The sequence below is a fragment of the Pseudazoarcus sp. NS20 genome, assembly GCF_059703745.1.
The window spans coordinates 524443-545107 of record NZ_BAAKIY010000002.1 but is presented as its reverse complement, the minus strand read 5'-3'; the positions used below and the strand labels follow the sequence as shown (position 1 = coordinate 545107).

Genomic DNA, 20665 nt, shown 5'->3' with positions numbered 1-20665 from the left:
AACATCGTTTTATATTACGAAACACCTGAATGGGCGACCTACCCGACCGCGCATTCGCAGAACAACACTCCGCCCGATCCGGGCAGAGTCCGCAAAACAGAACGGCATGAGGAGACAATCCATGACCGCCAACCAGCACGCCACCCTGCAAAACGACCCCGACACGCAGGAGACCGGTGAATGGCTCGAAGCGTTGAACGGCGTCATCGCCGCTGAAGGCCCCGAGCGCGCGCACTATCTGATTGAACGCCTGATCGACTCTGCGCAGCAGCACGGCGCCGACATTCCGTATTCGGCCACCACGCAGTACATCAACACCATCCCTGTCGATCTGCAGCCGCAGTACCCCGGCGACGCCGACATGGAACTGAAGATCCACTCCTACATCCGCTGGAACTCCATGGCGATGGTGGTGCGTGCCAACAAGCACACCAACGTCGGCGGTCACATTGCCAGCTTCGCCTCAGCCGCCGCTCTCTACGACGTCGGCTTTTCGCATTTCTGGAATGCGCCCAACGGCAAGCACGACGGCGATCTGATTTTTTTCCAGGGCCACGCCGTGCCGGGCGTCTATGCCCGCGCTTACATGCTGGGCCGCTTCACCGAAGAGCAGATGGACAACTTCCGCCAGGAAGTCGACGGCAACGGCATCTCGTCGTATCCGCACCCCTGGCTGATGCCCGATTTCTGGCAGTTCCCCACGGTTTCGATGGGTCTTGGCCCGATCCAGGCGATCTACCAGGCCCGCTTCATGAAGTACATGGCGAGCCGCGGCCTGATCGACGCCGAGAAGGCAGCGCAGCGCAAGGTGTGGGCATTCCTTGGCGACGGCGAAACCGACGAAGTCGAATCGCTGGGCGCCATCGGCATGGCCGCGCGCGAGAAGCTCGACAACCTGATCTTCGTCATCAACTGCAACCTACAGCGCCTCGACGGCCCGGTACGCGGCAACGGCAAAATCATCCAGGAACTCGAAGGCGAGTTCCGCGGCGCTGGGTGGAACGTCGTCAAGGTCATCTGGGGCACGCAGTGGGACACCCTGTTTGCGCAGGACAAGTCCGGCGCGCTCAAGCGCCGCATGCTCGAAGTGGTGGACGGCGAGTACCAAACCTACAAGTCCAAAGACGGCGCCTACGTGCGCGAGCACTTCTTCAATACCCCCGAACTCAAGGCGCTGGTGGATGACTGGACCGACGAGGAAATCTGGCGCCTGAACCGCGGCGGCCACGACCTGTTCAAGATCTTCGCAGCCTACAACCAGGCCACCACCCACACCGGCCAGCCGACGGTGATCCTCGCCAAGACCATCAAGGGCTTCGGCATGGGTTCTGCCGGTGAAGCGATGAACATCTCGCACCAGCAGAAGAAGATGGACGTCGATGCCATCCGCCGCTTCCGCGACCGCTTCGACCTGCCGGTGCCGGACGACCAGCTCGAGAAAATCCCCTACCTGAAATTCGCCGAAGACTCGCCCGAGTACAAGTACATGCTCGAGCGCCGTCAGAACCTCGGCGGTTTCCTGCCGCAGCGCCGTCGCAGCGCCGACGCCCTGCCGGTGCCGGCGCTGGAAGCCTTCGACGCACTGCTGAAGGCTTCCGGTGAAGGTCGCGAGCTGTCCACCACCATGGCCATCGTGCGCATCATGAACACGCTGCTGCGCGACAAGCAGATCGGCAAGCACATCGTGCCGATCGTGCCGGACGAATCGCGCACCTTCGGCATGGAAGGCATGTTCCGTCAGTACGGCATCTGGAGCCAGGAAGGTCAGAAGTACCTGCCGGAAGACCACGACCAGTTGATGTTCTACAAAGAGAGCGTCGACGGCCAGGTGCTGCAGGAAGGCATCAACGAAGCGGGCGCCATGTCCGACTGGATCGCCGCCGGCACTGCCTACAGCGTGCACGGCGTGCAGATGGTGCCGTTCTACATCTTCTATTCGATGTTCGGCCTGCAGCGCACCATGGACCTGTGCTGGGCCGCCGGTGACCAACGCACCCGCGGCTTCCTGATCGGCGGCACGGCCGGGCGCACCACGCTCAACGGCGAAGGCCTGCAGCATGAAGACGGCCACAGCCAGATCCTGGCCGGCGCCATCCCCAACTGCGTCACCTACGACCCGACCTTTCAGTATGAAGTGGCCGTCATCGTGCAGGACGGCATGCGCCGCATGTTTGCCGAGCAGGAGGATGTCTTCTACTACCTCACGGTGATGAACGAGAACTACGAACATCCCGAGATGCCGAAGGGTGCCGAGAAAGACATCATCAAGGGCATGTATGCCTTCCGCAAAGGTGGCAAGGGCAAGGGCCCCCGCGTGCAACTGCTGGGCTCCGGCACCATCTTCAACGAAGTCATCGCTGCGGCCGATCTACTCAAGAGCGACTGGGGCGTCGAGTCCGACATCTGGGGGTGCCCGAGCTTCAACGAACTGGCCCGCGACGGTCAGGCCACCGCGCGCTGGAACCTGCTGCACCCGACCGACAAGCAGAAGAAGTCGCATGTTGAAAGCCTGCTCGACGGCGCCAAGGGGCCGGTCATCGCCGCCACCGACTACATCAAGCTGTTTGCCGAACAGATTCGCCCGTACGTACCGAATCGCTACACGGTGCTCGGCACCGACGGCTTCGGCCGCTCGGACACGCGCGAGAAGCTGCGTCACTTCTTCGAGGTCAACCGCTATTGGGTCACCGTGGCGGCACTGAAATCGCTGGCCGACGACGGCACCATCGAAGCGGCCAAGGTTGCCGAGGCCATCAAGAAGTACGACCTCGACCCGAACAAACCCAACCCGATGACGGTTTGAGGAGAACGCTGCGATGAGCCAGTTGATTGAAGTGAAGGTTCCGGACATCGGCGATTTCGACGAAGTCCCTGTCATCGAGCTGTTCGTGAAGGTCGGTGACAGCATCAAGAAAGAAGAAGCGATCTGCACCCTTGAATCCGACAAGGCCACGATGGACGTCCCCTCGTCCGCCGATGGCGTCATCAAGGAAGTGCTGATCAAGGTCGGCGACAAAGTGGCCGAAGGCTCGGTGCTGATCAAGGTCGAAGCCGCCGGCGCGGCCGAAGCCCCGGCCGCTGCAGCGCCCGCCGAAAAAGCCAAACCGGCCCCGGCGGCACCTGCTGCTGCGCCCGCCGCACCGGCCAAGACCGCGTCCGCACCGGCATCCGGCGGTGACGTTGTCGAGGTGAAGGTGCCGGACATCGGTGACTTCGACGAGGTCCCGGTGATCGAGCTCTTCGTGAAGGTCGGCGACACCATCAAGGAAGAAGAGGCCATCTGCACCCTCGAGTCCGACAAGGCCACGATGGACGTGCCCTCTCCCGCTGCCGGTGTGGTCAAGGAAGTGTTGATCAAGGTCGGCAGCAAGGTTGCCGAAGGTTCGGTGCTGATCAAGGTGGAAACGGCTGGCAGCGCACAGCAAGCCGCTCCGGCAGCGGATGCAGCTCCGGCGCCTGCCGCGGCGCCCGCACCTGCCCCGGCCGCAGCACCGGAACACAAAGCCGAAGCACCGGCACCCGCCGCTGCGCCCGCCAGCGCCCCGGCGAACGCCCCGACTCCGGTGGCCATCGGCGGTGCCGTACATGCCAGCCCCTCGGTGCGCGCCTATGCACGCGAGCTGGGTGTCGACCTGTCGCAGGTGAAACCCAGCGGCCCGAAAAACCGCATTCAGCGTGAAGACGTCACTGCCTTCATTAAAGGCGCCATGAGCACCGGTGTGGTGCCGGGCAAGACGTCTGCGGCTGCGCCGGCCGTTGGCGGTGGTGGCGGGCTCGACCTGCTGCCGTGGCCGAAGGTCGATTTCGCCAAGTTCGGCGAAGTCGACGTGCAGCCTATGAAGCGCATCAAGAAGATCTCCGGCGCCAACCTGCACCGCAACTGGGTCATGATCCCCCACGTCACGCAGTACGACGAGACGGACGTCACGGATCTGGAAGCACTGCGCAAGGAACTCAACGAAACCCGCGAGGCCAAGGCCTCGGGCGTGCGCTACACGATGCTCGCGTTCGTCATCAAAGCGGTGGTTGCCGGTCTCAAAAAGTACCCGCAGTTCAACACTTCGCTCGACGGCGACAACCTGGTGTTCAAGAAGTACTTCAACATCGGTTTCGCGGCAGATACACCGAACGGTCTGGTCGTGCCGGTGATCAAGAACGCTGACCAGAAGAGCGTCACCGATATCGCGCTGGAAATGGCTGAGCTCTCGAAGAAGGCACGCGACGGCAAGCTGGGCTCGGCCGACATGCAGGGCGGCACCTTCTCGATCTCCAGCCTCGGCGGCATCGGCGGCACCTACTTCACGCCGCTGATCAACGCGCCGGAAGTGGCCATCCTCGGTCTGTCCAAGCTGTCGATCAAACCGCTGTGGGACGGCAAGGCATTCCAACCGCGTCAGGTGCTGCCGCTGTCGCTGTCGTATGACCACCGCGTCATCGACGGCGCCGAGGGCACGCGCTTCATCGACTACATCAGCAAGGCGCTGGCCGACATGCGCCGCACCCTGATCTGAGCCGGAGGCGCATCATGGCACTCATCGAAGTGAAAGTTCCGGACATCGGCGATTTCGACTCCGTACCGGTCATCGAACTGTTCGTCAAAGCGGGCGACTCGATCAAGAAAGAAGAAGCGATCTGCACCCTTGAATCCGACAAGGCCACGATGGACGTCCCCTCGTCCGCCGATGGCGTCATCAAGGAAGTGCTGATCAAGGTCGGCGACAAAGTGGCCGAAGGCTCGGTGCTGATCAAGGTCGAAGCCGCCGGCGCGGCCGAAGCCCCGGCCGCTGCAGCGCCCGCCAAGGATGCAAAACCGGCCCCCGCGCCCGCTGCCGCCCCGGCCGCTGCCAGCCATTCGGGCAGCGCCGACATCGAGTGCGACGTGCTGGTCCTCGGCGCCGGCCCCGGCGGCTACTCGGCGGCGTTCCGCGCGGCCGACCTCGGCCTCAAGACGGTCATCGTCGAGCGTTACCCGACGCTGGGTGGCGTGTGCCTGAACGTGGGCTGCATTCCCTCCAAAGCGCTGCTGCACGTTGCTGGCGTGATGGACGAGGTGAGCCACTTTGCCGAACTGGGCATCGAGTTCAAGGCGCCCAAGATCGACATCGACAAGCTGCGTGCCCACAAGGAAAAAGTGGTCGGCAAGCTCACCGGCGGTCTGGCCGGCATGGCCAAGGGCCGCAAGGTCGAGGTGGTGCGCGGCATCGGTGCTTTCCTCGACCCGCATCACGTCGAGGTGCGGCTCACTTCGGGTGATGGCAAGGATGTCACCGCTGACAAGAAGGTCGTCAAGTTCAAGCAGGTCATCATCGCCGCCGGCAGTCAGGCGGTGAAGCTGCCCTTCATGCCGGAAGACCCACGCGTGGTGGACTCCACCGGGGCGCTGGAACTGCAGTCCGTACCCAAGAAAATGCTGGTCATCGGCGGCGGCATCATCGGCTTGGAAATGGCCACGGTGTATTCCACGCTGGGCGCACGCATCGACGTGGTCGAAATGCAGGACGGCCTGATGCAAGGCGCCGACCGCGACCTCGTGAAGGTGTGGGAGAAGGTTAACACCCACCGCTTCGACAACGTCATGCTCAGGACCAAGACGGTTTCGGCCGAAGCCAAGAAGGACGGCATCTGGGTCAAGTTCGAGGGCGAAAAGGCCCCGAGCGAAGCACAGCGTTACGACCTGGTGTTGGTGGCCGTCGGCCGCAGCCCGAACGGCAGCAAGATTGCCGCCGACAAGGCCGGCGTGGCGGTGACCGAGCGCGGGTTCATCGAAGTCGACAACCAGCAGCGCACCAATGTCTCGCACATCTTCGCCATCGGTGACATCGTCGGTCAGCCAATGCTGGCGCACAAGGCGGTGCATGAAGGCCACGTGGCCGCAGAGGTTGCCGCAGGCCAGAAGTCGAGCTTCGATGCGCTGCAGATCCCGTCGGTGGCCTACACTGACCCGGAAGTGGCTTGGGCCGGTCTGACCGAACTCGAAGCCAAGGCCAAGGGCATCGAGTACGAGAAAGCCGTGTTCCCGTGGGCGGCCTCGGGTCGCGCCATTGCCAACGGCCGAGACGAAGGCTTCACCAAGCTGCTGTTCGACAAGAACACGCACCGCATCATCGGTGGCGCCATCGTCGGCACGCATGCCGGCGATCTGATCGGCGAAGTGTGCCTCGCCGTCGAGATGGGCGCCGACGCGGTGGATATCGGCAAAACCATCCACCCGCACCCGACGCTGGGCGAATCCATCGGCATGGCCGCCGAAGTGGCTCACGGCAGCTGCACCGACCTGCCGGCGCCGCGGAAGCGCTGATCGGCCTGGCTGTAAACAAACGGGGCGCCTTGGCGCCCCGTTTTCATTTCCGTCGCAACATACCTCAGTGCACGTGGGGGCCCGCCTCCGGTACCAACCACGGCGCGGCCAACTTGAGCGCAATCACCGCCAGATACAGCCATACCAGCGCACTGCCGTAGAGCCACACCTGTCGGCGCAGCGGCACGATCGCCACCATTACCCCTGCCCTCTGCCACACCAGCCACAACGCCCAGGCCGCGCCAACATAGGGCAGCACGGAGAGCCACTCCAGCCAGGCATCGCCCTTCTGTGCCAACGGCGCGATGTTCCACTGCAGCCCCATCAGCGCCCCACTGTGATTGACCAACTCATGCGCGGTGTTGGTCGCAAAACGGCTCAAAGCACGCGGAATCAACGGCAGTAATACCAGCGGCGCCAGCGCACAGGCCATGCTGTTCGCGGCGCTGCGCCACGGCAGCCCGCTCAGGCGCGCAACCCGCCCGTAGCCCCACACCGCAACCGGCGCCGTAAGCATCACCGCCGACACCAGCGCCAGAAAGCGGCCGAGGTCGAAGAAAGCGGCATCCAGCGGCAACACGCTGTGCAGCCACTCACCCGCCCGGAACCAGGGCAGGTAAGGCTCCAACGACGTGTGGCGCAAACCATGCAGAAACTGAAGCCCGATGATCACGACGCCGAGAATGACGATAAAGATCCATGATTCGTTACTGTCCTGGCCTTGAATCGGCTTGCTGAGCGCACTCCCAGGCCTGGCGGCTGACACATGCACGCTGTCACAGGCCGTCACGCAATCGGTGCACAAAGTACAAGCGCCCATGTCGTTGCGCTCCGCAAAGCGAAACGGTGACAGATGGTAGCTGCACGCCTTGGCGCAATCGAAGCTGCGGCACTGGCTGCACTCCTGCTGGTCCGTCTCGATGCGTAGCATGCCGATGCGTCCGTGACTGGCCAGCAATCGCCCCAGCGGGCAAAGATGCTTGCACCAGGCCATGTCCTTGAAAACGAAGAACACGCCAAAGGCGATCACCGTGAAGCCGAGAAAGTACCAAGCGGTGTCGCGGGTCGAATTGCTCAGCAGGCCGGGCATGGCGAACGACACGACCCAGTAGCCCAGCACAAGCACGGCCAGACTGATCCAGACCCCTCGCAACTGCGTCGGAAAGCTGCGCCGCATACCTACACGACTCAACCATTTCCCGACGAACCCGTGCGGGCAAACCGCGCAGAAGGCATTGCCCAGCGTAGGCGTAACCACCGCAGTGAACAACGGCCAGAAAATGCCCCACATCAGCAACACGCTCAGGCCGATGCGCGCGTCCTCTGTGATCAGACCGGTGGCGATGGACGCCACCAGCAGGACCAGCGCCACCACCCTCAAGCCGGTCATCAGCCAGCCCTTGCGCAACAAACTGCCCACCACGGGCCAGCGAGTGATCCACACCGGCGCATGCTCGGCCGCCGGCAGTTCGACCTTGATCGGAATGACTCTGCTCATGGCGCACCTCCGTCAGAAGTCGAAACGCGCGCCGACATAGGCGTAGCGCGCATCCAGATCACTGCCCAGAACCCGGCCGGAAACGTTGTCGGGCTCGCGTTCATCGAACAGGTTCTCGATGCCGGCAAAGAGTCTCACGCTGCCGCTCCAGGCGTACTTCACCCCGAGATCGAAGCGCGTGAGATTGCTGTTGTACGGCGGGCTGCCGCGTGGTGCGCTGGTACCGGCTTCGAGAATATCCTCGAGGCGCAGTGCTCGTAGCGAGGTCTCCCACAGACCGCGAACATGCATCAGCTCGAGGCGCCAAGTCCGCTCAGCTCGGCCGGTGAGGCGCTCGCCGGTGTTGGCATTGCGAGCATCGGTGATATCGAGACCGCCAGACAGTGACCAGTGCTGGCCAAAGCGCCACGACGCCAGCAGCTCGGCGCCGTCGATCTTGGCCTGCTGCACGTTCTGATACTCGAGCACGCTCGGCACGGTCGAAACCCGCACTGTCTCGATCAACTGTTTGATGCGGTTGCGGTGCACGGTGAGTTCGACGTGACCGCGGGCGAACTCACGCCTTAGCATCGCCTCCCAGGTTTTCGACTCTTCCGGCTTGAGGTCTGGATTGCCGCGAATGGAGCTGGCACGGGCACCGCTGCCCCGCGTGAACAACGAGAAGCGCTCACCCAGCGAAGGCGCGCGAAAGGCCGTGCCGTACCCGACGCGCGCGCTCCACGCATCCTTGCTCCAACCCAGCGAGACGCGCGGATTGACGCTGCTGCCGAAATCGTCGAATCGGTCGAAGCGGGCACCGGCCACAAGTTGCCATTGCGGGTTGATCTGCCACTGATCCTGCGCCAGCATGAAGTAGTTGTTGCGTGATGCCTCGCGGCTGTGGATAGTGACGTCGATCTCATCGCGCATGGCGCCGGCGCCGACCGACACCAGATGATCGTCATGCGGCGAGAAGTGATACACGCCGTCACCTTGGTACTGGCGGAACTCGGTGCGCTCCACGGTAGGGTAGCTTCGGATCGCTTCGCCCTTGCTCTGCCCTGCGCTGCCCCGCAGAACCAGCTCTCCGTCACCGAGCATCTGACGATAATCGAGGCTGCCAAAGTAACGGCGCTCATCCTCGATGCGCTCGTAATCGCCGGCCGGATCATCGACGCGCGTTCGGCCATCCCGATCGAACGCCTCCAGCGCCCAGCTGATGCTGCGTGTGGCATCGGGGCTCCAGCGACCACGATAGCTGCCGGCCCAGTTGCTGAGCTTGCCGCGGTCATCCTCCAGCGAGCCGCGATAACGCATGGCATCTCGGTAGTCCTGCTCCAGAGTGAAGCTGTGCCCAAGCGCCTGGCTGCCGGTTCGCACGTTCAGCCCGGTGCGCAGACTCTCACGCCCCTGCTCACTGGCGCCGGCTTGCACGAACACTGTGGATCCCGGGTTCTCGCCCGGGTGACGGGTAATGACGTTCACAACACCACCAAGGGCCTCGGAACCGTGCAGGGACGACAAGGGGCCGCGCACGATCTCGATGCGTTCAACGTCGAAGAACGAAATCTGCGCCGGGTTGCTGCTGCCATAGTTGTTGGTACGCCGGAAACCATCCACCAACACCAGCGTATGGTTGGTGTTGAAGCCCCGAATCGCGATGCTGCCGGTGGCTCCGTTGCTGGACGTCTGCACTCCAGCCGCATGCTTGAGCGCCTGAGAAACCGTGCCGTCCCCATGACGCTCGAGTTCTTCGCGGTCGATCACCTCAACGCTGGCCTGAACGTCGCGTACGGCCGACTCTTGCCCGGTAGCGGTAACGATTACGCTGTCGAGCTGCGTCACCCGGGGCTGCGACTGTGCCGCAACGACGCCTGACCACCCTACAGCCACCGCCGTTGCAAAACAAAATACCTTCTTCATCTGCCTGATCTCCGGAGGGGCCACGTCCACGCCCAAGGCGGGGGGCTCATCCTCAATGCCTGACTTGTACGGTCAGAAAAAAGCCGACGCATCGACACAAGCACGACCGTCCATGAAATCCGCCACGGGGGAGAGAACAAGCGGAATGCGCAAGGACGGCCGAAGACAATGCGTCGGCAAAACGGGAAAAGCGGAAAAATCAGGCGTGCGCCGGAGGGGCGCGAGAACTGGCGACTTGCCAGTCGAAGGAATTCCAGACTGGAACAACCGGGCGAAGCATGCTCAAGCCGGCACAGATCTGCACAGGCACCGGCATGCCGGAGACTTCGGGGAGGATCGCTGGCGCGGCAACATGCAGCCTGCACCATTCACAGACCGGCTCGCGATGCGCGGGCGCATCTTCGGAGGGGTCGGCATCGAGCGCAACCCGCTCGATGCCGTAGGCAGTACAGATTTCCAGCCACACATCCCCGCCCGCGCCCCGCGCGGCCGCGCTGGCCATGGCCGGAAGCAACGCGCCGAACAAGACAGTGAGAGCAACCGTCCAGGCGAGCCACCGGCGCAAGGCGTGCATGCGGATCAGGGAGGTGTGGTGCATCGCGTGCTCAGCACTCAATGATGCTTGTGCTCACCGTGCCCGGAAGACGAGCCACCGTGCTGTTGCGTCAGCGCACGTGCGGTGGCCTTGACCTCAACCGACTCGCGCTTGCCGTCCGCCGTTTCGATGGTCAATGTCAGCGGCACATGAGCGCCCTCCTTCACCTGCTCGACCAGATCGATCAGCATCACGTGATAGCCACCCGGCTTGAGCTCGACAGCCTCGCCCGCCGGCAGATCCAACCTCTCGATTTCACGCATGCGCATGACGTTGTCGGCGCTCATAGTCATTTCGTGCACCTCGACGACCTTGGCTGCCGGCGAATCGGCCCCTACCAGACGAGCACCGTCTTTTGCGGTAAGCGTCATGAAGGCCCCCGTCGCACGCTGCTGCGGTACCGTGGCTCGCACCCAGGCATCGCTTACCTGGACGGCCCCGTGCCCGGCATGAGCGTGATCATGCGCTTGAGCGGCGAACGTCAGACACAGGGCAAAGGCGGACAGAGCGAACATTTTCTTCATGATGACCTCACAACGGGTTGAATACATGGGACAGCAACCGCACGCACTTACGCGCACGGCTTACATCGGGAACTGGGAAGTAAAGACGGCCCGCGCCAGGACGGCGAGCCGGAATGCTTCAGAGGGCGACCGGCGGAGCGCGAGGGAGCGCTGTGGAGCGGATGGGGGCGGATACGCCCTCGAAGGTGGCGCCGACGGACAGCGCCAAGACATCTTCTGCAGAGAAAAGCGGTGAGGCAAAAACCGGAAGAAAAGTGTCATCGAACCATGACACCAGGCAATACGGACAATGCTCGACCAGCAGTAAAGGCTTGGCCGGCGCATTGTCATCAGGCGCGACGCTGCGCACCTCGATGCCACCTGCAGTGCACACCTCCATCCAGCCGAAGCCGCTGACCTTGTCCGCAGAAAAAGCATGCCCCAGCGACGGCAACAGGGCTGCAGCCAGCATCACGAGGATGACCAGCCGGGCAGTCAAGCGTTGCAAGGTGACGAAACGGCGCATGCATTCAAATCAGTCAGGGAATCAGCGCATTCTAGCCCAAGGGCATCCCCATACTGCAAGCACAAAAAAAGCCCCCGGAAACCGGGGGCTTTTGGCTTTACTGACTGCGGTTCAGGTTGGCACACCCTGACCGGTGAACAACGACACGATGAACAGAATCACGAAGATGAAGAACAACACCTTGGCAATTCCTGCCGCGGTCCCGGCCACGCCGGTAAAGCCCAGCAGACCGGCAATGAGCGCGACGCCTAGAAAGATCAGAGTCCATCCCAGCATATGCAGCTCCTTTTAATTTTTAGTTGGTTGCTTCTTCGACTTTGTCGTCAATTTCCTCGCCAGCGTTCTCGGCCGGACCGTCGTTATCGAACGTATCCTTCACGTTATCGACAGCGTTATCGATGCTCTCGCCAGCGCGTTCCGCCGGACCTGCAGGGTTAACCGCGTCGCGAACATCCTCGACCGCTTCATCGACGGCTTCACCAGCTTCCTGTGCTGGCCCTTTGTCCGAGCAACCAACCAGAACAGCAAACGGAATGGCCAGCAGCATCGGCAGATAGCGGATTTGGTTTCGCATGAGTTGCTCCCTTTTTTGTTAGTGAGGCTGCAGTCTATCGAGCAATCTCGGGAAATTGGGAAGAGGTTACAAACCGATCATCTCGCTTACATCTTGCATAAATCAATCCAGCCAAACGCGTGCGTTGCGGAACATGCGCGCCCACGGCGAATCCTCACCCAAAGACCGCGGCGCCCAGCTCATCTGCACCGTTCGGAAACTGCGTTCGGGGTGAGGCATCATGATGGTGATGCGACCGTCAGGGGTCGTGCAGCCCGCCAGCCCGTCGGGCGAGCCGTTGGGGTTGGCCGGGTAACGGCTGGCCACGGCACCGCGGTTGTCGACGTAACGCACGGCTGCCAGCGCCGCTGCGCGGTCGGCATCGGATGCAAACACCGCCTGCCCCTCACCGTGACTGACCACGATCGGCATCCGGCTGCCGGCCATGCCGGCGAACAGGATCGACGGGTTGTCGACGATCTCGGTCATCACGAAGCGTGCCTCGAACTGCTCGCTGCGGTTGCGCTGGAAGGTCGGCCAGTGCTCGGCGCCCGGAATGATTTCGGCAAGATGGGCCATCATCTGGCAGCCGTTGCACACGCCCAGCGCAAAGGTGTCGTCACGTCCGAAGAAGGATTCGAACGAATCGCGCAGCGCCGGGTTGAAGAGAATGGACTTGGCCCAGCCCTGACCAGCACCGAGCACATCGCCGTACGAAAAGCCGCCGCAGGCCGCCAGACCATGAAAGTCTTCCAGCTTGTAGCGCCCGGCCTGCAGATCGGACATGTGCACGTCGTACGGGGCAAATCCGGCACGCTCGAATGCTGCGGCCATCTCGATCTGCGAGTTCACGCCCTGCTCTCGCAGCACGGCAATCCTCGGTCGCGCACCGTTGGCAATCATCGGCGCAGCAACGTCCAGCGACGGGTCATAGCTCAGCGCCACCGACAAGCCGGGGTCGCCCGCGTCGGCCAGCGCTTCGAATTCTTCGCGCGTGCACTCGGCGTCGTCACGCAGCGCCGCAATGCGATAGCTAGTTTCGGACCAGGCCTGCAGCAACTCGACACGCGGTGCCTCGAACACCAGCTTGGCGTTGCGGCGCAGGCGGACGGAATCCAGCTCGTTCGGCTCGCCGATGAAATGGCAGCTCAGCCCGGCCTCACGCAGGGTGCCGGCCACACGCGTGCGATCGGCGCGGCGGATCTGCACCACGGCGCCAAGCTCTTCAGCAAACAGGCCGGCAAAGATGCGGTCGTTGAACCGACCCTTGAGAGTATCCGGGTGCTTGTCGAGACCATCGACATCGTTGGCGCTGGCGTCATAACACACGGTATCAAGCACCACCGACAGGCCGCACTTGGAGGCAAAGGCCATTTCGCACAGCGTGGCAAACAGGCCGCCGTCGCTGCGGTCGTGATAAGCCAGCAGCAGATCATCCTGGCGCAGAGCCTGGATGGTCGTGAAGAAGGCTTTGAGCTTGTCGGCGGAGACATCCGGCGCCACTTCGCCGACCGAGCCACACACTTGCGCCAGCGCCGAGCCGCCAAGGCGATTGGCGCCCTCACCCAAGTCGATCAACAGCAGCTCGGTCTCTACGCCGTCTTCCAGAATGAGTTGGGGCGTCAGCGTGCGGCGCACGTCTTCCACCGGGGCGAAAGACGTGACGATCAGCGACAGCGGCGCAACCACCTGCCTGTCTTCGCCGTTCTCGGCCCAAGCCGTGCGCATCGACAGGGAGTCCTTGCCGACCGGAATCGCCAGCCCGGCGTCCTGGCAGAAGCGCGATACGGTGGCAACGGTATCGAAGAGGCGTGCGTCTTCCCCCTTGTGACCGGCGGCGGCCATCCAGTTGGCCGACAGCTTGACCCGGTTTATGTCGGAAATGTCAGCCGCCGCGAGGTTGGTCATGGCTTCACCCACCGCCATGCGCCCCGATGCCGGAGCGTCCAGACACGCCAGCGGAGTGCGCTCGCCCATGGCAAAGGCTTCGCCCTTGTAACCGTGGAAATCAAGCGAAGTGACGGCCACATCGGCCACCGGAATCTGCCACGGGCCGACCATCTGGTCGCGGGCGGTCAGACCACCGACCGAGCGGTCACCGATGGTGATGAGGAAGCTCTTGCTGGCCACCGTGGGCAGACGCAGCACGCGGAACGCGGCTTCACGCAGGTCGATGTCAGTCAGATCGAACGGCGGCAAATGCACGGCGCGGCGCGAAACCTCGCGCGTCATCTTCGGCGGCTTGCCGAGCAGTACCTGCATTTCCATGTCGACCGGCTTGTTGCCGAAATGGCGATCGCTGACGGTCAGGTGACCGTCGTCGGTGGCTTCGCCGAGCACGGCGAACGGGCATCGCTCGCGTTCGCAGATGGCGCGGAAATCGGCCAGGCGCTCGGGCGAGATGGCCAGCACGTAGCGCTCTTGCGACTCGTTGCTCCAGATCTCGCGCGGGCTCATGCCGGGCTCTTCGATGTGCACTTCGCGCAGCTCGAAATGCGCGCCCAGCTTGGCCGAATCGGCCAGTTCGGGCATGGCATTCGACAAGCCGCCTGCACCGACGTCGTGAATCGCCAGAATCGGGTTGTTGGCGCCCTGCTGCCAACACGCGTCGATGACTTCCTGACAACGACGCTCGATCTCGGGGTTGCCACGCTGCACGGAGGCAAAATCGAGGTCGGCGGTGTTGGTGCCGGTCGCCATGCTGGAGGCCGCGCCGCCGCCCAGGCCGATCAACATGCCGGGGCCACCCAGCTGGATCAGCAGCGTGCCGGGCGCGAACTCGACCTTGAACGACTGTTCGGCCTGGATGTTGCCCAGACCGCCGGCGATCATGATCGGCTTGTGATAGCCGCGCATCTCGCCTTCGACAACCTGTTCGAAGGTGCGGAAATAGCCGGCGAGGTTGGGACGCCCGAATTCGTTGTTGAACGCGGCGCCGCCCAGCGGGCCTTCGATCATGATGTCGAGCGCCGAGGCAATGCGCTCAGGCTTGCCGTAGGGCGCTTCCCACGGCTGCGTGAATTCGGGAATGTTGAGGTTCGACACCGAGAAGCCGGTCAGGCCGGCCTTCGGGCGTGAGCCGCGACCGGTGGCGCCTTCGTCGCGAATCTCTCCCCCGGCGCCGGTGGACGCGCCCGGGAACGGCGAGATGGCCGTCGGGTGGTTGTGCGTTTCGACCTTGGTGAGGATGTGGGTCAGCTCGCGGTGGTAACTCCAGCGGCCGTCGGCATCGGGGTACAGGCGATCGGCTTCGGCGCCTTCGATGATCGAGGCGTTGTCCGAATACGCAACCACCGTGCCTTCGGGATGCGCCTTGTGCGTTTCGCGGATCATGCCGAACAGGGTCTTGCCCATGGCCTGCCCGTCAATCACCCAGTCAGCGTTGAAGATCTTGTGACGGCAATGTTCGGAGTTGGCCTGCGCGAACATCATCAACTCGACGTCGGTCGGGTCGCGCTGGATGCGCGTGAAGTTGTCGACGAGGTAATCGATTTCGTCATCCGACAGCGCCAGCCCGAGATCGGTATTGGCAGCCACCAGCGCTGCACGGCCACCGGCCAGCACACCAACCGTGGTCAGCGGCTGCGGCTCGTAGTGGTGGAACAGCGCATCGGCCTCGTCCAGCGTGGCCAGCACCGATTCGGTCATTCGGTCGTGCAACACGGGCATGAGAGCCTCGCGCTGCGGCTGCGTGAGCGGCTTGGCGTCGGCGAACAGCCAGGCCGTGCCACGCTCGACGCGCACGACTTGAGCAAACCCGCACTGACGCGCGATGTCGGTCGCCTTGGAAGACCACGGCGAAATCGTGCCGAGGCGTGGCACCACCAGCAACATCGGGTCGGCCACCGTTGCAGCCACACTTTCAGCGCCGAGCAGATCGGCCAGACGCGCGCACTCGGCGTCCGAGAGCGGAGCGCTCAATTCAACGAAGTACCAATGAAGAGCGGCAACCGAGGACACGCCGGGCAGATGCTCGGCGATGGAGGGCTGGAGGCGGGCGAGACGGGCGGGAGACAAGGCTGCGCCACCGCGCAGCTTGAGGATTTCGGCCATGTAGGTGCGATCGGAGAGGGTTTGAAGCGGGTCGTCAGTACAACCCGGGAAAGGATCGCATTATAACCGACCCACCCCCTTCCATTGGCAGCCCGAGGTGTCCGATTCGGGCCAGAGGATCAACGCGATGCGAGAACCCGGTCGTTATCCTGCGCAGCGGCAATGGCCGCCCCCTCGGCACGCTCGCCAGCAGGCTGCGAAGCCGAGCCCCCCAAGGGCGGACGCGGGACCGATGCAACTCGTGGCTCGGCCGCGTTCGGGCGCACCGCGGGGGGAACCTCGACACGTGAGCCAGACCCGTCTTCCTGAATCCGCAACAGGTTGCCTTCGACCGTGGCGCCGCAGTCCATTTGCAGTTGGCGGTAGCGGACGTTCCCCACTACCACGGCTCCGGCCTGAAGCTCGGCAAAATGCTCGACTTCGAGGTTGCCGGTGATGTTGCCGTTGATCACCGCATCATAGGTATGCACCTTGCCGGTAATCACGCCTTTCTCGCTCAGGACCAGCAGGCCCTTGGTGCCCGGCTTGCCGAACACATTGCCCTCGACATGCCCGTCGATACGCAAGCCGCCCGAGAAATGCACGTCACCGACGATGTGCAGATTGTCCGCAACGAGGCTGGAAAGCTTCGTGACCTCGATGCCGCCTTTTTTCTTCTTGCCGAACATGTGCTACTCCCGTTGCGGCGAAGTCAGCGAGCAGCCGCAGGCTTGTTCGCTGACCTCATGAATTCAAGCTCTTCACGTGTTTGCTTGTGTTGCTCGTTCAAGGCGGCCAATTGCCGCTCCAGCTCGGCGCGAGCGCCCAGCGAGATTTCGAGATCCATGCGCGCAGAGTCGAGCGCTTCGCGCGTCTGCACCAGCTCGGCCTCAATGCTGGCAAAGCGGTCGTCGAGCAAGGAGAGCGAAAGGCGCTGGGCACCGAAAAACAGCGCTGCAGCCCCGATCAAGGCAGAGGTGATGAAGAAGACGAGGCCTCTGAGCAGCCCCGACCCGGCTGGCTCGCGAGAGGCGAGCACGATCTTTCCTGAAGTGAGATGACGATTTGCGGTGTTAGATCGCGACTGCATCGTCAATCAGAGCCCGCGAAACTGGGCCATGTAGGTGGTCGGATCGACGAAGCGACCGTCGCGCAGTATCTCGAAATGCAGATGGGGGCCGGAAGATCGGCCAGTGCTGCCGACTCGGGCGATCTGCTCGCCCGGCATGACCACCTGCCCCACCTTTACCAGCAAGGCCGAAGCATGAGCATAGCGGGTCACGAGCTCACCACCGTGGTCGATTTCGACGGTACGACCGTACTGCGGGCGGTAGCCGGAAAAAATCACACGCCCACCGGCACTTGCATAAATCGGCGTACCCGTGGGCGCCGGGTAATCGACACCGCTGTGAAACGCGCGCTTGCGGGTGAACGGATCGACGCGGTTACCGAACGACGACACCACCGGACGATCACGCACGGGCTCGCGGCCCGGCAAGGCCATGTGAGCGAGGTTGAGCGCAACCACGGCTTGATCGAGCTCACGCATCAACTCGGAGAGGCGCTCCATGCTGCCTTCAACCGTTCCAAGGCCCAACGCGTCTTCCACACGATTTTCTAAGGAAGGATCGACAACGCCGGATTCATTCTGCACGGGCTTGAGCAAGGGACCACCGGCCGGCTTTCCCGGAGGCGTCTTGGCAAGACGCCCTTCAACCGACTCGGCCATGTTGGCACGGCCATCAATTTCGGCCAGCACGCCCACACGAAACGCCAGATCGCGCGCTTCGTTCTCGAGCTGGCTCATGCGGCCAGTCAATTCGCCGATGCGATCAATGAGCAGACGACTGTCGGATGTGTAAGCAGGCGTATTGAGCGAGGCAGGGGTCTGGACGACGATGGCACTGGAACCGCGGCTCACTACGTAGCCGATGGCAGCACCCGCGGCAAGGATGGCGACGGTGGCGAGCGACATCACCACCACCACCGCTCGCATGCTCAGCGTACGCGACCTGGAAGTGGCCAGCGAGCCGGCAGAGAGGATCACGAAAGCCATCCAAGCTCCTACGGACAAAAAAGCCTGTCCGTATTGGGGAAAATCGGACAGCGCAACGACATTTGAATTCGTACGAATCAAATTCCGTTACATCATTAAAGGAACCAGTCTACCACCAAAAAACTGCCCTCCCGCAAGTGGAATTTTGCGGAAGGGCGGGATTTTTACCGTCTGCAGAAACTCGAGCCGCGGCGCATGGCCCGCAGCGGCCCGAGCCGTGCGCTACACGGGCGCTCAGCTCTTGCGATGAGAGGCCAGCGCAAGCCAGGTGTCGACCACCGTGTCGGGGTTGAGCGACAGGCTGCGGATGCCCTCGTCCATCAGCCACTCGGCGAAGTCCGGGTGATCCGACGGCCCCTGTCCGCAAATGCCTACATACTTGTCGGCGCGGTTGCAGGCCTGGATCGACATCGACAGCATCATCTTCACCGCCGGATCGCGCTCGTCGAAAGCATGCGCCACCAGACCGGAATCGCGGTCCAGCCCCAGCGTGAGCTGCGTCAGATCGTTGGAACCGATGGAGAAGCCGTCGAAACGCTCAAGGAAGGCATCCGCCTGCAGCGCGTTGGACGGAATCTCGCACATCATCACCAGTTTGAGGCCGTCCTTGCCGCGTTCGATGCCGTGTTCGGCCAACAGAGCGATGACCGCATCGGCCTCACCCAGGGTGCGCACGAACGGAATCATGATCTCGACGTTGGTCAGCCCGAGGTCGTTGCGCACTTTCTTCAGCGCAGCGCATTCCATCTCGAAGCAATCGCGGAAGTTCTGCGCAATGTAGCGCGAGGCACCGCGGAAGCCGAGCATGGCGTTCTCTTCTTCCGGCTCGTAGATGCTGCCGCCAAGCAGCTTGCGGTATTCATTCGATTTGAAGTCGGAGGTGCGGACGATCACCGGCTTGGGCCAGAACGCCGCGGCGATGGTGGCGACGCCTTCGGCCAGCTTGTCGATGTAGAACTGACGCGGGCTGGCGTAGCCACGCGAACGGCGCAGGATTTCCTCGCGCAGGCTGGCCGGTACGCGGTCGAGCTCGAGGATGGCCTTCGGGTGGATGCCGATCATGTTGTTGATGACGAACTCCAGGCGGGCAAGACCCACGCCGTGGTTCGGGATCTGCGCGAACTCGAAGGCCAGCTCCGGGTTGCCGACGTTCATCGTGATCTTGAGCGGGATTTCCGGCAGGTTGCCGGTATCGGTGGTGACCACCTCGAAATCCAGCTTGCCGCGGTAAACGTAACCGGTGTCGCCTTCGGCGCACGAGACGGTGACGCTTTCGCCTTCGTCCAACACCTCGGTGGCGTTGCCGCAACCCACGATGGCCGGAATGCCCAGCTCACGCGCAATGATGGCGGCGTGACAGGTGCGGCCACCGCGGTTGGTGACCACCGCCGCGGCTTTCTTCATCACCGGCTCCCAGTTGGGGTCGGTCATGTCGGTCACCAGCACGTCTCCCGGCTGCACGCGGCTCATTTCAGAGGCATGCGCCACCACACGCACGGTGCCGGCGCCGATCTTCTGGCCGATGGCGCGGCCTTGCGTCAGGGCCTTGCCGTACTGCTTGAGGCGGTATTTCTCCATGACGTGGCCGGATTCCTGCGACTTCACCGTCTCCGGGCGCGCCTGCAGGATGTACAGCTTGCCGTCCTGGCCGTCCTTGCCCCACTCGATGTCCATCGGGCGGCCGTAATGCTGCTCGATGATCACGGCGTAGCGCGCGAGCTCAAGCACATCGGCATCTGAAAGCGAGAAACGGTGACGGTCGGCTTCAGGCACATCCACCGTACGCACGGATTTGCCGGCTTCACGCGTGGCCGAGAACTCCATCTTGATCATCTTGGAGCCCAGGCTGCGGCGCACGATGGCCGGCTTGCCCTCGGCGAGCTTGGGCTTGTGCACGTAGAACTCGTCGGGGTTCACCGCGCCCTGCACCACCGTCTCACCCAGACCGTACGAAGCGGTGATGAACACTACCTCCTTGAAGCCCGACTCGGTGTCGATGGTGAACATCACGCCCGAAGCGCCGGTATCGGAGCGCACCATGCGCTGCACGCCGGCCGACAGCGCGACCACGTCGTGCTCGAAATTCTTGTGCACGCGGTAGGCGATGGCGCGATCGTTGTAGAGCGACGCGAACACTTCCTTCATGGCATGCAGGATGTTCTCGTAGCCGTGGATGTTGAGGAAGGTCTCCTGCTGACCGGCGAACGAGGCGTCCGGCAGATCTTCCGCCGTGGCCGACGAACGCACCGCGAAGCTGCCCTCGCCGTCGGCGGTAAGCGCTTCGTACGCGGTTTTGATCTCTTGTTCGAGCTTGGCGGGGAACGGCGTATCGACGATCCAGCCGCGGATCTCTTCACCGGTTTTTGCCAACGCCACCACATCATCCACATCCAGACTGGCGAGGCGCTCGCGAATGCGATCTGCCAGACCCTGATGAGCGAGGAATTCGCGATAGGCCTCGGCCGTTGTCGCAAAACCGCCCGGCACGCGTACACTTCCGGGCAACTGACTGATCATCTCCCCCAGGGAGGCGTTTTTTCCGCCGACCTGCTCGACATCGGTCATGCGCAGTTCGGTAAAGGGGATGACATAGCGGGTCATGTAGACTTCCTCGCTTGCGGTTGGACAAAGGGCCGATTGGCGCGGATTCTATTCATCTTTGTTGCGGTGCAGTACGGTAGTCTCCCGTATTGACCCAGGTC

The 20665-nt window shown here is 63.0% G+C and carries 15 protein-coding genes; 3 read left to right on the top strand and 12 right to left on the bottom strand.

The genetic code is table 11. From position 1 onward, the window contains the following. Positions 1–121: 121 nt before the first annotated feature. The 3 genes from aceE to lpdA are packed head-to-tail and all read left to right on the top strand — an operon-like array spanning position 122 to position 6298. A complete protein-coding gene (aceE, locus tag AC6H0W_RS08245; RefSeq protein ID WP_497576675.1) occupies positions 122–2803 on the top strand; it encodes a pyruvate dehydrogenase (acetyl-transferring), homodimeric type in 2682 nt (893 codons plus the stop codon). Positions 2804–2816: 13 nt separating this feature from the next. Continuing rightward, complete coding sequence (aceF, locus tag AC6H0W_RS08240; RefSeq protein ID WP_497576674.1) at positions 2817–4511, top strand: dihydrolipoyllysine-residue acetyltransferase; 1695 nt, start codon at positions 2817–2819, stop codon at positions 4509–4511. A 14-nt stretch (positions 4512–4525) separates the two neighbouring features. Continuing rightward, positions 4526–6298: a dihydrolipoyl dehydrogenase gene (gene lpdA / locus AC6H0W_RS08235; RefSeq protein ID WP_497576673.1), complete on the top strand. Its 1773-nt coding sequence runs from the start codon at positions 4526–4528 to the stop codon at positions 6296–6298. A gap of 64 nt (positions 6299–6362) precedes the next feature. Here lpdA and AC6H0W_RS08230 read toward each other — a convergent pair whose 3' ends face one another. The 12 genes from AC6H0W_RS08230 to ppsA all read right to left on the bottom strand — a co-directional run bounded on the left by AC6H0W_RS08230 (position 6363) and on the right by ppsA (position 20564). Continuing rightward, positions 6363–7796, bottom strand: a complete 1434-nt coding sequence (locus AC6H0W_RS08230; RefSeq protein ID WP_497576672.1) for a 4Fe-4S binding protein — start codon at positions 7794–7796, stop codon at positions 6363–6365. Positions 7797–7808: 12 nt separating this feature from the next. Beyond that, positions 7809–9698, bottom strand: coding sequence for a TonB-dependent receptor plug domain-containing protein (locus AC6H0W_RS08225; RefSeq protein ID WP_497576671.1), 1890 nt, complete (start codon positions 9696–9698; stop codon positions 7809–7811). Between the two features lie 199 nt (positions 9699–9897). Beyond that, positions 9898–10296, bottom strand: a complete 399-nt coding sequence (locus AC6H0W_RS08220) for a DUF2946 family protein (RefSeq protein ID WP_497576670.1) — start codon at positions 10294–10296, stop codon at positions 9898–9900. Positions 10297–10310: 14 nt separating this feature from the next. Further along, positions 10311–10817, bottom strand: a complete 507-nt coding sequence (locus AC6H0W_RS08215) for a copper chaperone PCu(A)C (protein ID WP_497576669.1) — start codon at positions 10815–10817, stop codon at positions 10311–10313. 118 nt (positions 10818–10935) lie between these two features. Beyond that, positions 10936–11322, bottom strand: coding sequence for a DUF2946 domain-containing protein (locus AC6H0W_RS08210; protein ID WP_497576668.1), 387 nt, complete (start codon positions 11320–11322; stop codon positions 10936–10938). Positions 11323–11433: 111 nt separating this feature from the next. Then, complete coding sequence (locus AC6H0W_RS08205) at positions 11434–11598, bottom strand: DUF1328 domain-containing protein (protein WP_497576667.1); 165 nt, start codon at positions 11596–11598, stop codon at positions 11434–11436. Between the two features lie 19 nt (positions 11599–11617). Continuing rightward, positions 11618–11896 carry a hypothetical protein gene (locus AC6H0W_RS08200; RefSeq protein ID WP_497576666.1) on the bottom strand — a complete coding sequence of 93 codons (279 nt, stop codon included), beginning with the start codon at positions 11894–11896 and terminating at the stop codon, positions 11618–11620. Between the two features lie 102 nt (positions 11897–11998). After that, positions 11999–15928, bottom strand: coding sequence for a phosphoribosylformylglycinamidine synthase (purL, locus tag AC6H0W_RS08195; protein WP_497576665.1), 3930 nt, complete (start codon positions 15926–15928; stop codon positions 11999–12001). Positions 15929–16047: 119 nt separating this feature from the next. After that, a complete protein-coding gene (locus AC6H0W_RS08190) occupies positions 16048–16596 on the bottom strand; it encodes a bactofilin family protein (RefSeq protein WP_497576664.1) in 549 nt (182 codons plus the stop codon). A 23-nt stretch (positions 16597–16619) separates the two neighbouring features. Continuing rightward, positions 16620–16946: a hypothetical protein gene (locus AC6H0W_RS08185; RefSeq protein WP_497576663.1), complete on the bottom strand. Its 327-nt coding sequence runs from the start codon at positions 16944–16946 to the stop codon at positions 16620–16622. Between the two features lie 57 nt (positions 16947–17003). Beyond that, the gene (locus AC6H0W_RS08180) at positions 17004–17963 is read right to left on the bottom strand and encodes a M23 family metallopeptidase (protein WP_497576662.1); all 960 of its coding nucleotides are present in this window, start codon (positions 17961–17963) and stop codon (positions 17004–17006) included. 234 nt (positions 17964–18197) lie between these two features. Next, entirely contained in the window at positions 18198–20564 is a 2367-nt protein-coding gene (gene ppsA, locus AC6H0W_RS08175) for a phosphoenolpyruvate synthase (protein WP_497576661.1), read from the bottom strand. Positions 20565–20665 lie beyond the last annotated feature (101 nt).